Genomic DNA, 12,960 nt, shown 5'->3' with positions numbered 1-12,960 from the left:
TTTTATTATTTAAGAAGAATGATTTGAATATCTATTGTACAGATTTAAGATAAAAGAGCTTATTTTTAAGAAATAGGACCAACCCAAACTTTGTGTTTGGGCTGGTTGAAAAACTTAGTACTGCCAGAACATGCGCTGAATTTCTTTCGTATCATTCGTCTTAGTAAGAGCTAAGGCTGCAAGAAGACGCGCTTTTTGTGGGTTTAAATCATGTGCTGCTACCCAACCATATTTAGAGTCAGGTTGTTCTGCATCACGTAGTACAAAACCTTGTGCAACACGTGATGAACGGATAATTTGGATACCGTTTTTGTCGTGAAGATTTTGTAAGGTTGGTACGATATATTTTGGTACAGAGCCGTTACCCGTACCAGCATTAATAATCGCTTTAGCACCAGCTTTTGCATATGCTTCATATGCATCTGGAAGCATAGAGTCTGAACCATAAACGATCTGTACGGTTGGAAGTGCGTCGCCTTTAATATTTTCAATATTAAATTCTGAAGCATTGGTATGACGTTTTACAGATTGTCTGAACCAATACGGCTTGCCTTCAACTAATGTACCTAAAGCACCCCATTGGCTAACAAAAGCATTTGTATGGATGTTAATTCCTTTAGTCACATCACGTGCAGCAAAAATAGAGTCATTCATGAGAACCATAACGCCTTTATTTTTTGCATCATCAGAAGCTGCCAAAGCAACTGCACTATAAAGGTTAAGTGGACCATCTGCTGAAAGAGCAGTTGAAGGACGCATTGAACCAACAAGTACAATTGGTTTATCAGTATGAACAACCAAATTTAAGAAAAATGCTGTCTCTTCTAAAGTATCTGTACCGTGTGTAATCACGACACCATTAACAGATGGCTTTTTAACAAGTTCATTCACTTGACGAGCAATTTCTAATAATTCCTTATCAGTAATACTCTCAGAAGCGATTTGTAATGCCTGAATACCAGTTACATTTGCTAAATCTTTGATTTGTGGAACTGCGTTGATTAGCGTATCAACAGGCACCTTTGCAGCAGTATAAGTTGCACTGTTTGCCGAGCTTGCGCCAGCACCAGCGATAGTACCGCCAGTTGCAACAACAACAACATTATTTTTTGCATAAAGTGGGAGAGAGCAGGCTAATAAGCCCATCGCTAAACCTAAAGATTTAACAGTTTTAGTCAACATCGAAAATATCCTTATGAAGTGACGAAGTAAAAGTTTGTTGAATATGACTGCTTTTCCTAAGCAAAATACATACCATGTAAAACATATTCATAACTTGTTTGAATAAGAAGCATCCCTGAATAGCATTTTGTTTCATCAACAATAGCTTAGTCATTGCTTTTATTTAGCGTTAATAAATAACATGAATAAAATAAAAAATCTATTAAGTTTTTCTAATTTATCTTGATTTGTTTGTTTTTTAATATAAGTAAAGCAAATGATTTTTTTATCTTTATAAAATTAAAAAATAATAGGAGTAGTGGAACTTAAATTTACCATTTGGTGTTTTTATATTATTGATTTTTATTATCATAATTTAATTTTACTATTTTTTATAATTTTTAGAAATCAACTAAATATTAATTTTATTAAATTAATATAATTAAGCGCGAATAAAGTGAATTAAAAATTAATCATTTGATATTTATTTTCAATAATATAAATTTTGTTTGGGTAATTTTTATTCTCTTTTTAAGGTTTAATTCAAGAAAATTTAATAGTACTTTAAAATCATTATTTAATATAAAAATATGTGCGTATTTTTAATATTTAACTTTAGAATAAAAAAAGAGCAATTTTATAAGGTCATATAAAATTGCTCTTAAGTTGGGAGAGTGGGAGAAAAGAGAAACTTAAGCGATCGTTTGTTCTTGAGTTGATTTAATTAATACAGGTTCTGGTAATTCTTCAGTGTCGGTCACTTTGTCGCCTTCAAGCTTGGCAACAACTGCGGTAGCAATACTGTTACCTACTACGTTTGTTGCGGTACGGCCCATATCAAGGAACTGATCGATACCGAGTAATAAAAGGATGCCAGCTTCAGGCAAATGGAACATGGTGAGTGTTGCTGAAATAACGACAATTGAAGCTCGAGAAACACCTGCAATACCTTTACTTGTCACCATGAGAGTTAACAAAATTAAGATTTGTTGAGTAAAGCTAAGATCAATGTTGTACGCTTGAGCAATAAAGAGTACTGCAAACGTGGTGTACATCATTGAACCATCTAGGTTAAATGAATAGCCTAAAGGTAATACGAAGCTCGTCACTTTCTTAGGCACACCAAATTTATTGAGTGCATCCATTACTTTAGGGTAGGCTGATTCACTTGAAGCTGTAGCAAAAGCGAGCGTTACAGGTTCACGAATTAATTTTCCTAAGCGAAAGATATCTTTTTTAAGTACGATTGCACCTACAGAGAATAAGATGATCCACAGTAATAAAAGACCGAAGTAGAATTCTGCGATTAAGATGCCATAATCAACAATCAAGCCTAAACCTTGTACGGTAATTGCTGAAGCGATTGCTGCAAATACTGCTACAGGTGCAAACATCATGACGTAATCGGTAATGCGGAACATGATTTTGCTGAGTTCATCAGTCAAACGAATAATCACTGAATCTTTTTCTTTGCCTTGATTTACAAAAGCGAGAGCTGAACCAAAGAAAATAGAGAAAACAAGAACTTGTAAAATATCATTGTTTGCCATTGCTTCTGCAATGCTGCGAGGGAACACGTGGCTGATGAATGATTGCAGGGTAAAACCACTCGTTGTTGGAAGAGAAGCGCCACTCAATTGCTGAGCTGTTGGTAGTGCTAAATCTAAAGCCGCACCTGGTTGGAAAAAGTTTGCTAAGCCCATGCCGATCGCAAGCGATACAAACGAAGCGGTAATGAACCAAGTCATCGACTTAACTGTAATACTGCCGATTGATGTTGATTTTCCCATTGAGACAATGCCCGAAACAATTGTGGCAAATACCAATGGGGCAATAATCATTTTGATAAGACGTAAAAAGATGTCTGTACCAATGTTGAAATAAGAAGCGATCTGTTTGAGTTGTTCACCTTCATTGAAGAAGTGGTGACAAATCCAACCTGTTAGTACGCCAAGTAAAATAGCAATAACAATATACTTGAGCAATTTCTTTTGCTTCATATGAACCTCTATCCATTTGATTCAATCATCCTTTGATGGGATTTGAATGATTGAAAGCTTTCCTTGTTAGTTCAGTCCGGTCGTTTTAACGATTTTATCTTCCTAGATCTGTATCTGTTTTAACCGAATCGAATATGGCGATGTTGTTATGGAGAGGGATTGTTGCTCGATTTTGAAGCAGTGTGAAATGCAAAAATATATTGAACCATGCATTTTTTGCATAATAAAAATTGGCTAAGTTAACAGAATATAAGTGATTTTGAACGTATGGTAAAAAATATATGAATAAAAACATGAACTAATTTTTACAACTAAAAGAGTGAATAGTTTTATAAAAATATTTTAACTTCAATATCTTATTTTTGGTGGGTACGGTGTGGTGAAGATCTATGATTCTTCTTTTGCAAAAATGAATAAACCAGAATTATAAAAAAAGGCACCTAGTTTAAGATGCCTTTTTTATTATACATTTTTTAACGACGATTGGCTAAGAAACGGCCTAGTCGTGTAATTGCTTCACGTAATTCATTTTCGGCAGGTAGGAAAACCACACGGAAATGATCGGGTGTTGGCCAATTAAAGCCCGTACCTTGAACCAATAAAACTTTTTCTGCGCGCAGCAAATCAAGCATTAATTTTTCATCATCTTCGATTGGATATATGTTTGGATCGAGGCGTGGGAAACAGTACATTGCTCCATCTGGTTTTACACAGCTCACCCCAGGAATCTCATTAAGCATTTCCCAGGCGATATTACGTTGCTCGTATAAACGACCACCGGGACGAATCAAGTCATTAATAGATTGATAACCGCCTAAAGCAGTTTGGATCGCATATTGAGCTTGAACGTTTGCACATAGGCGCATTGACGCCAACATGTCTAAACCTTCGATATAGTCGGCAGCACGGCTTTTATCTCCAGTGATTGCCATCCAACCTGAGCGGAAACCTGCAATACGATAAGCTTTTGATAAGCCGTTAAAAGATACACAAAGCTGGTCGCCCGCTAATGAGGCTACTGAAACATGTTCAATACCGTCATAAATAATTTTGTCGTAAATTTCATCGGCAAATAAAATTAGATCGTATTTTTTCGCAATTGCTACAATCTGTTCAAGAATATGACGTGGGTAAACCGAACCAGTTGGGTTATTCGGGTTAATGATGACAATACCGCGAGTATTCGGAGTAATTTTACTTTCAATATCAGCAATATCTGGATACCAGCTATTTTCTTCATCACATTTATAGTGAATTGCTGTACCGCCTGAAAGATTAACGGCTGCTGTCCAAAGCGGGTAATCCGGCATTGGAATAAGCATTTCATCTCCATCATCTAATAGACCTTGCATGGCCATTACGATGAGTTCAGATACACCGTTACCCACATACACGTCATTAACGTGCATATTTAAGATGCCTTTTTGCTGGTAGTACTGGCAGATCGCTTTACGTGCCGGAAAGATACCTTTTGAATCCACATAACCAATCGCATTTGGCAGGTTTAAAGCAACGTCGTTAATAATTTCTTGTGGTGCTTCAAAACCAAATGGAGCAGGGTTGCCGATATTCAGCTTAATAATTTTATGTCCTTGCTCTTCCATTTCATTGGCGGCTCGCAATACTGGTCCGCGAATGTCATAGCAAACATGCTCAAGCTTCGATGATTTTTTAATTTCTCGAGAAGTTGGCATGGGTTGGAGAGTAGCAGTATTTTTAGACATAGCTGGATTCACTTTTGCATATCGGTATAAATAACTTTTAAATGTTTTAACTGTTACCAAATTCAGATCATGTTGATCTTTCAATAGTTCAACAATTTTTTCATGGGTAAAACCCGATTGTTGATATTGTTTAATAACTGGTAGTAGTTGCTGGAAAAGCACACTTTTTTTCTGAGACATGTTTTGTCCTATACAACCGTGCCAAACAAGAATAGCACCATCTTTGCTTCCTTGAAAGAAAATAAAATGTAAATTTGCTTACTTTTGTTTTTGTATTTTGCTTACCTTTTGCTTTCTATGGCTTAGATGTTTAAATTCCAACAATTTTTACGTTCAGAGACTAGTGTTTTTTTGATGAATGGCGTAAATATAAAATACGTTTATCAATTTATGTTTACATCAGAATAAAAGGTGCAGGTCATGGGAAAAGTTAATAAAACAGACCGAGAATGGCAAAGAGAGTTATCACCTGAAGAATATCGGATAACGCGACAAAAGGGCACTGAACCAGCATTTACGGGGCAATACTGGAATACGAAGCAACATGGTACCTATGTTTGCCGTTGCTGCGGTGCAGAATTGTTCTCATCAGATACAAAATATGACAGTGGTTGCGGCTGGCCGAGTTTCTTCCGTCCTATCAATGGTGCTGTCATTGATGAACATGAAGATTTAACGCATGGTATGGTCAGAACGGAAATAGTTTGTCATGATTGCGAGGCTCATTTAGGGCATGTATTTGAAGATGGACCACAGCCGACTGGTTTGCGCTATTGTGTAAACTCGGCATCATTACAACTGAAAACACAAGAAAAAAATGATGAGGAAACCTATCCATGAGTAATATTTATCAGTTTGAAGCTGAGCTATTAGAGGGTGAAGTTAAGCAATTGGCTGATTACAAAGGTAAAGTTTTACTAATTGTAAATACTGCAAGTAAATGTGGTTTTACACCACAATTTGCTGGTCTTGAAAAGCTTTATGAAAAATATAAAGATCAAGGATTAGAAATTTTAGGTTTTCCCTGCAATCAGTTTGGCGGGCAAGATCCGGGAACTAATAAAGAAATCGGCAGTTTTTGTCAGCGTAACTATGGGGTGAAATTTCCCATGTTTGCTAAAGTTGATGTAAAAGGTCCGGAAGCCCACGTGATTTTTAGATATTTAACACGTGAAGCTAAAGGTATTTTAGGCAGTAGTAGCATCAAATGGAACTTCACCAAATTTTTGGTAGGTAAAGATGGTGCTGTTCTAAATCGTTATGCACCAACGACCAAACCAGAAGCTTTAGAAGCTGACATTGAAAAAGCATTGGCGAGTTAATTGTTTAAATGAATGCTATTCCTTCAGCCTTTGAGTTTTGGCAAGATGGGCGAATGCCTTATGTTGAAACTCGAAGGTCTTGTTTTAGCCGAACATGTTATAAGTCACATAGCCATCCTACCTTTTCTATAGGAGCTATCGACGAGGGGAATAGCGTTTTTCAAAGCTCATTTGGTACGCCACAAAAGATTAGTGCTGGTAATTTGGTTATTGTACCGGCACATATTGAGCATTCATGTAATCCTTTGCCAGATCAAGCTTGGAGTTACCAGATGCTACATTTGGATATCTCATGGCTTAAGCAATGGTTTACAGAGTTTCAAAAAGAGGGCTTTGATTTAAATTTACCTCAGCATAGACCTCTTATTATAAAAGATGAGTCTTTATATCAGGCTTTTTCTGATATGAATGAAACTTTATTCAACCCTCAAAAATTAATTATTGAAAAAGAACAATCACTGATTTATTGCCTTACTCAGTTGTTACTCTCTCATTTCGTATTAGAAGAAATACAAAAAACTGAATATTTATATAAAGATTTTTTGGACTTAATTCATATTATTAAATCGTCAGAACAATTTATTTCTTTAGAAGCGCTTGCAGAGCAGGTTGGTCTTAGTCGATATGCAATCATTCGTTTATTCAAGGCAAATGTTGGTTTAACTCCACATGCATTTCAAATTAATTTAAAAATTAATCAAGCCAGAGCTCAATTAAAGCAAGGGATTTCACTCGCAGAGCTAGCTGTCAATTTAGGCTTTAGTGATCAAAGCCATTTTCATAAAGCTTTTAAAGCACATACGGGAATTACTCCTCGACAGTTTCAACTTGCAGCCGCGCAATAATTTACAAGAAATTATTTTTCGCTATTTTTAAGCTATTCCATACAGTTTTAAAGATGAAATCGTTATGGATGTTTTTTTGGTTATTGCTTTTACCCACTTTTTAGCATTGTTATCTCCAGGTCCAGATTTTTTTCTTATACTCACTAGTCTTTTGCAAAAAGGTTCACGGTATACATATGGCATCATTGCAGGAATTACGTTGGGTAATGCCTTGATCTTAATGGTGTGTCTATTTGGATTTATGGTGCTTGGTAATTTAAGTACAACCATTCTTTTAGTACTTAAATGGCTGGGGGCTGGATATTTAGCTTATTTAAGTTTTCTTTGTTTTAAAGCAGCCCAAGGTGCTACCGTAAATATGGCGGTTGAAGAAAATATCTTGGTTAAGCAAGAGTCCAGTTATAAAAATAAGATTAAAAGTTTAGCTTTGGGTTTGCAGTCCAGTCTTCTAAATCCTAAAAATATTATGTTCTACAGTAGTTTGATGCTGCTTATTCAAAATGATTTTAGCTTATTTCAAAAATTACTGATGAGTGGATGGATGGTCGGAGTGGTTTTAATCTGGAATATCTTATTGGTTAAACTACTTGCTCAGGGGCGAGTTTTAGACAAAATTAAGCGCTCTGCGACAGGTTTATACTATTGTTCTGCTATCGCTTTTATTCTTTTTGCTGTGCTTTTGATTACATATAAATAGTGTTATAGCCCAGTTGTACAACCTGAGTAAAAGGCTGTACAACTGCTAAGAAGAGGCTTACAGAATCGCTTTTAAGCGTTTAACCACTTCTTCACATTGTGCTAAATCTGCTACTAACGCCATACGTACATGGTTGGCGCCTGGGTTACCTTGTTCGGTATCACGAGATAAATAACGGCCCGGTAAAACTTTAATGTGGGCTTTTTCCATCAGCATCTTGGCAAAAGTTTCATCATTATCTACTTTTAACCAGTAATAAAAACCAGCATCAGGTTTTTGTAATGGAAGCAAATGACCTAGCTCAGACTGGAATAAATCAAACTTTGCACGATATTGCTTACGGTTTTCTTCAACATGAACTTCATCGTTCCACGCTGCAATTGATGCAAGTTGATGTTGAACAGGCATTGCTGCGCCGTGATAGGTGCGATATTGCAAATATGGTTTTAACAGATCGGCATCACCCGCTACAAAACCTGAGCGCAGACCCGGTAAGTTTGAACGTTTTGAAAGTGAATGAAAAACGATACAGTTTTTGTAGTCATCACGGCCAAGCTCAGCACAAACTTCTAATAGTCCAGTAGGTGCTTGTTCAAACCAAAGCTCTGAATAGCATTCATCAGAAGCAATAACGAAATTATATTGATCAGATAAGGCAATTAGCTTTTTAAATTGTTCTTTAGAAAGCACAGTACCTGTTGGGTTACCCGGTGTACATACAAAAAGAAGGGCTGTCTTTTCCCAAACTTCTGCTGGCACAGCATCAAAGTCACCTAAATAGCCATTTTCTTCTGTGCAATTAATAAAGTATGGCTTTGCACCTGCAAGTAAAGCAGCACCTTCATAAATTTGATAAAACGGGTTTGGCATTACCACATAAGGTGCATCTTCACGATTAATTAATGCCTGTACAAAAGAGAAAATACCTTCACGTGTACCAGACACAGGTAAAATGTGGTTTTCAGCACTAATGCTGTTGAGTTTAAAGCGCTTAGTTAACCAATCTGCAATACTTTGGCGAAGCTCAGGTAAGCCTTTGCTGTTTGGATAAGTTGATAGATGGTTAAAGTTATCAATAATAGCTTGTTTAACAAACTCTGGTGCTGGGTGCTTCGGTTCGCCAATTGATAGAGGAATCAAGGGAAGGTTAGCTGGGGTAATATCCTTAAAAAGTTGGTTTAACTTTTCAAATGGATACGGATGTAATAACGACAAGCTAGAGTTCATTAAACAGTTACCAAGTAGTTGAGTTTCAGTGCTGACAAATTTGATTAGATGCTTCATCTAATGCAGCTTTCAGTTTTTCCGAGAAGAGTTTAACCTCTTCGTTATTCAGCGGTTTTCCATCTTTTTTGGTGACAAAGAAAATATCTTCGGCACGTTCACCTAAAGTTGCAATTCGGGCTGAATGGATGTCTAAACCTTGCATCATAAATAAACCACCCACGCGTGCAAGTAAGCCAGGATGATCGAGTGTTGAAATTTCGACCATATTTTGCTGTAAGGCTTCATTCAATGTTACGTCGACTGTATTTTCGATATCGAAGTGACGTAATTGACGCGGAATACGGCGTTGCATGAGTCCCGGATATTGGTCTGGTTGACTAAGCGCCTTCACTAATGCATTTTTAACGGTTTCTTCACGCTCTGGGTCGGTAAGCAACGTACCGAAACGGTCAAGTACAACATAGGTGTCTAAGCTAAATGCTGTACTTGCCGTGATAATTTTTGCGTCCTGAACGTCTAAGTTCATTCGGTCTAAAACGGCAACAGTCGTGGCAAACAGGTTAGGTTGATCGCGTGTATAAATAAAGATTTGTACTGCATCTTGAGCTGCTTTACGGTGAGCACGCAAGAGCACTAATGGCTCCGGATTATCGCCGTGTTTTAAAATTGCTTGTGTGTGCCATGCAATTTCGTCTGCTGACTCTTTGATGAAGTATTCATCACCAAGTTCTTGCCATACTTTTTCGACATCTGCCAATGCGAAGTTATTTACCAGTAATTCACTTGCTGCAAATTTGGTGTCTTCAATTAACATTTGGTAGTCAACAGGACGACCTAAACCTGTACGGATTACATCACGGGCATGCGTATAAAGCTGACGCATAAGCGATGCGCGCCATGTGTTCCAAAGTTTTGGATTTGTGGCGTTAATATCTGCAACTGTTAAGGTATATAGATAATCAAGATGCTCCATGTCGCCAAGTTTTTCTGCAAAATCTTTCACGACATCAGGATCAGAAATATCTTTTTTCTGAGCAGTCAAAGACATGAGTAAATGGTTTTGAATGAGCCATGCAATTAATTTGCATTCACGTTCTGTAAAACCGTGTGCACGTCCAAACTCAATTGCATCTTCTGCACCAAGTTCACTATGGTCACCACCGCGACCTTTTGCAATGTCATGGAATAAAGCAGCAATAAAGACAATATCTTGACGAGCAAGACGTTGGAAAACTGAACTTACTACAGGAAATTCTTTGGCAAATTCAGGTTCTCTAAAACGATTTAAATTACGCAGCAATAATAATGTATGAGCATCGACCGTATAGATATGGAATAGGTCATATTGCATAAGGCCCATAATTTGGCCAAAAGCAGGAATATAGTTTCCTAAAACCCCATAACGTTTCATCGCAACCAAGGTATCGTATAAACGATATGGTGAACGAATAATCGACATAAACAGTGCTTGATGCTCTGGATTATCGCGATAACTTTGGTTGATTCGTTTCGCAGCAAGAATAAGTAAGCGTAAAGTCCGAGCGCGAATACCTTCAATATCTGGTCGATTGGCTAGAATATAGAACAACTCTAAAATCGCGCTTGGATGCTCTGCGAATATTTTGTGATGTTGTACGGCAAGTTTATTATCGACAATTTTAAAGTGATCGTTAACAACTTCAATTTTGCGTTCATAGTTGGGGAGTCGAGGAGTAATCACTGACTCGCTAAAATACGCCAGCAACATTTCATTGAGTGTTGAAACCTGTTGCGCCGTACGGTAGTAGCGTTTCATGAATTGCTCAACACCATAATTTACAGGTTGACCTTCTTGACGCACATATCCAAATTTCGCGGCAATTTCCCTTTGGTGATCAAAGAGTAAACGGTTTTCATCACGTTTAGCTAAACGGTGTAAATGATGTCGAATTTCCCAAAGAAAACTTTCAGCTTCTTCTAAAACTGCAAGTTCGAACTCTGAAATGAAACCTAAATGCACTAAGTCATAAATACGGTTTACGCGAAAGTGACGTTTAGCAATCCAGCCAATTTGGTTAATGTCACGAATACCGCCCGGTGCATTTTTAATGTCGGGTTCTAAATTACTTTCAGTATTGTTGTGTTGATGGTAACGCTTGGCTTGTTCGGCCATTTTTGCGTCATAGAATGTTTTGTCAGTCCATGTCTGTGAAACAATACGGCGAGGCCATTTCGCAAGCTGACTATTGCCAGTAATTAACCGCGCCTCAATTAAAGTTGTTGCAACGGTTAAATCGGTAGCGGCCTGTTCAACACAGCTTTGAATCGTGCGAACACTAATGCCGGGTTTGAAATTGCCAACGTCCCATAAAGAAGAAATAAATGTAGAGATACGTTTTTCGTTTTCTTCGTTAATTTCATGCTCCGATAGGATCATGATATCGACGTCGGAATAGGGCAACATTTCACGGCGCCCATAACCACCTACAGCAAAAAGGCCCAGTTCTGTCTGATCGAGTTCAGCATGTTTCCATAAAAAGATCAGTGCTTCATCTACTAAATCTGAACGGGCTTTAATGATTTCACGAATAGATTGCCCATTTTCATATGAATCTTGCAACTGCTTTTCTACATCCGTTCGCCATTGATTAATGGCTTTAATATCATGATGACTTGAGACATAGTTCAACAATGGCGATATATTGATCATGAAAATGGGTCTACCAATAAGTAAAAATTAAGAGTTTGTTTGAACGCTTACTTGATCAGCGGTTTCTTTCGCTAAGGTACGAGCAAGATCAGTATTTTCAGCACGAGCGGTTGCTACACCCATACGACGACGTTTGAAACCTTCTGGTTTGCCAAACAGGCGTAAATCGGTGTCTGGGTGTGTTAAAGCCACATTGAGATTGCTATAACTTAAATTGCTGGCATCAACTCCAGCATAAATTACTGCACTTGCTGCAACACTGTGACGTGCTGTATTTACAGGTAAACCTAAAATTGCACGTGCATGCAGTTCAAATTCACTTTGAAATTGAGATGCTAAAGTTACGAGTCCTGTATCGTGTGGGCGAGGTGAGACTTCACTGAACCAAACCTTGTCGCCTTTAATAAACAGTTCTACACCAAAAATACCACAGCCACCAAGTGCAGTTGTCACTTTATTCGCAATACGTTTTGCTTCTTCGAGTGCCGCCACAGTCATTGGTTGAGGTTGCCAGCTTTCTACATAATCACCGGCATCTTGGCGGTGACCAATTGGGTCACAGTAATGAGTTTCGATTTCACCAGTTTCAGGGTTTTTAGCGCGAACGGTAAGGAGTGTAATTTCAAAGTCAAAATCAATTTGAGACTCGATAATAACAGTGCCTTGGTTAACACGGCCACCTTGCATTGCATATTCCCATGCAGCATCGACTTCATCGAAACTTTTTACACGAGACTGTCCTTTACCAGACGAAGACATGACCGGTTTTACAAAGTTTGGATAACCAATGTCATCGCAAGCGGCGCGAAAGCTTTCGAGCGTATCAGCAAAACGATAAGCAGAAGTAGGTAGGCCAAGTTCTTCAGCCGCAAGACGGCGGATGCCTTCACGGTTCATTGTGAGGTTTACAGCTTTAGCAGAAGGGATGACAGTTGCTACTTTGCTCGCTTCAATTTCAAGTAAAACCTCTGTCGCAATTGCTTCAATTTCTGGAACAATTAAATTTGGTTTAATTTTCTCGATGAGTTGTTTTAATTGATTAGGATCTGCCATGTTTAATACATAAGAAAAATGTGCAACTTGCATTGCTGGTGCATGATCATAACGGTCGGCTGCATGTACTTCTACACCAAGGCGTTGTAAGGAAATCACAACTTCTTTGCCAAGCTCTCCTGAACCTAACAATAAAACTTTAAATGCAGAAGATTGAAGTGGGGTACCGAGTGTCACGCTCATGCGAATCATCCTGACAAAATTATTTTTTTAAGCATAGCAGAACTTATGGTGGAGTTAAG

10 protein-coding genes are annotated in these 12,960 nt (G+C 37.8%); 4 read left to right on the top strand and 6 right to left on the bottom strand.

The features are described from left to right. Positions 1 to 114: 114 nt before the first annotated feature. The 3 genes from KTI79_RS09580 to KTI79_RS09570 form a co-directional block, all read right to left on the bottom strand. A complete protein-coding gene (locus KTI79_RS09580) occupies positions 115 to 1,182 on the bottom strand; it encodes a type II asparaginase (protein ID WP_014206524.1) in 1,068 nt (355 codons plus the stop codon). Positions 1,183 to 1,853: 671 nt separating this feature from the next. Then, positions 1,854 to 3,161 (bottom strand): dicarboxylate/amino acid:cation symporter, encoded by a 1,308-nt coding sequence (locus KTI79_RS09575; protein ID WP_016141286.1) that lies wholly within the window; start codon positions 3,159 to 3,161, stop codon positions 1,854 to 1,856. Between the two features lie 473 nt (positions 3,162 to 3,634). Continuing rightward, positions 3,635 to 5,065: a pyridoxal phosphate-dependent aminotransferase gene (locus tag KTI79_RS09570; protein WP_032053712.1), complete on the bottom strand. Its 1,431-nt coding sequence runs from the start codon at positions 5,063 to 5,065 to the stop codon at positions 3,635 to 3,637. Between the two features lie 240 nt (positions 5,066 to 5,305). Here KTI79_RS09570 and msrB point away from each other — a divergent pair, with 240 nt between their 5' ends. From msrB to KTI79_RS09550, 4 genes are all read left to right on the top strand, one after another. Further along, on the top strand, positions 5,306 to 5,725 hold the full coding sequence (gene msrB, locus KTI79_RS09565) for a peptide-methionine (R)-S-oxide reductase MsrB (RefSeq protein WP_016141284.1): 420 nt from the start codon (positions 5,306 to 5,308) through the stop codon (positions 5,723 to 5,725). Beyond that, on the top strand, positions 5,722 to 6,207 hold the full coding sequence (locus KTI79_RS09560) for a glutathione peroxidase (RefSeq protein WP_016141283.1): 486 nt from the start codon (positions 5,722 to 5,724) through the stop codon (positions 6,205 to 6,207). Before msrB ends, KTI79_RS09560 begins: the two co-directional genes overlap by 4 nt. Before the next feature lie 8 nt (positions 6,208 to 6,215). After that, positions 6,216 to 7,052: an AraC family transcriptional regulator gene (locus KTI79_RS09555; RefSeq protein WP_032053713.1), complete on the top strand. Its 837-nt coding sequence runs from the start codon at positions 6,216 to 6,218 to the stop codon at positions 7,050 to 7,052. Positions 7,053 to 7,116: 64 nt separating this feature from the next. After that, complete coding sequence (locus KTI79_RS09550; RefSeq protein WP_086375767.1) at positions 7,117 to 7,749, top strand: LysE family translocator; 633 nt, start codon at positions 7,117 to 7,119, stop codon at positions 7,747 to 7,749. Between the two features lie 57 nt (positions 7,750 to 7,806). On the opposite strand, the gene dapC is transcribed toward KTI79_RS09550, so the two are convergent. The 3 genes from dapC to purT are packed head-to-tail and all read right to left on the bottom strand — an operon-like array spanning position 7,807 to position 12,910. Continuing rightward, positions 7,807 to 8,976: a succinyldiaminopimelate transaminase gene (dapC, locus tag KTI79_RS09545; RefSeq protein ID WP_032053716.1), complete on the bottom strand. Its 1,170-nt coding sequence runs from the start codon at positions 8,974 to 8,976 to the stop codon at positions 7,807 to 7,809. A gap of 25 nt (positions 8,977 to 9,001) precedes the next feature. Then, the gene (glnD, locus tag KTI79_RS09540; protein ID WP_000608324.1) at positions 9,002 to 11,665 is read right to left on the bottom strand and encodes a [protein-PII] uridylyltransferase; all 2,664 of its coding nucleotides are present in this window, start codon (positions 11,663 to 11,665) and stop codon (positions 9,002 to 9,004) included. Between the two features lie 27 nt (positions 11,666 to 11,692). Then, the gene (gene purT, locus KTI79_RS09535) at positions 11,693 to 12,910 is read right to left on the bottom strand and encodes a formate-dependent phosphoribosylglycinamide formyltransferase (protein WP_079284153.1); all 1,218 of its coding nucleotides are present in this window, start codon (positions 12,908 to 12,910) and stop codon (positions 11,693 to 11,695) included. Positions 12,911 to 12,960 lie beyond the last annotated feature (50 nt).

The organism is Acinetobacter sp. WU_MDCI_Abxd143, from assembly GCF_025514195.1.
Classification (GTDB): Bacteria; Pseudomonadota; Gammaproteobacteria; order Pseudomonadales; family Moraxellaceae; genus Acinetobacter; species Acinetobacter pittii_H.
Note: the sequence above shows the minus strand (reverse complement) of the source record. Positions and strands in the feature narration are given on the sequence as shown.

Coding starts and splice junctions, on each gene's coding strand:
- purT (WP_079284153.1), bottom strand. CDS start 12,910: ATGATTCGCATGAGCGTGACACTCGGTACCCCACTTCAATCTTCTGCA.
- KTI79_RS09555 (WP_032053713.1), top strand. CDS start 6,216: ATGAATGCTATTCCTTCAGCCTTTGAGTTTTGGCAAGATGGGCGAATG.
- msrB (WP_016141284.1), top strand. CDS start 5,306: ATGGGAAAAGTTAATAAAACAGACCGAGAATGGCAAAGAGAGTTATCA.
- KTI79_RS09575 (WP_016141286.1), bottom strand. CDS start 3,161: ATGAAGCAAAAGAAATTGCTCAAGTATATTGTTATTGCTATTTTACTT.
- KTI79_RS09560 (WP_016141283.1), top strand. CDS start 5,722: ATGAGTAATATTTATCAGTTTGAAGCTGAGCTATTAGAGGGTGAAGTT.
- KTI79_RS09550 (WP_086375767.1), top strand. CDS start 7,117: ATGGATGTTTTTTTGGTTATTGCTTTTACCCACTTTTTAGCATTGTTA.
- dapC (WP_032053716.1), bottom strand. CDS start 8,976: ATGAACTCTAGCTTGTCGTTATTACATCCGTATCCATTTGAAAAGTTA.
- KTI79_RS09580 (WP_014206524.1), bottom strand. CDS start 1,182: ATGTTGACTAAAACTGTTAAATCTTTAGGTTTAGCGATGGGCTTATTA.
- KTI79_RS09570 (WP_032053712.1), bottom strand. CDS start 5,065: ATGTCTCAGAAAAAAAGTGTGCTTTTCCAGCAACTACTACCAGTTATT.
- glnD (WP_000608324.1), bottom strand. CDS start 11,665: ATGATCAATATATCGCCATTGTTGAACTATGTCTCAAGTCATCATGAT.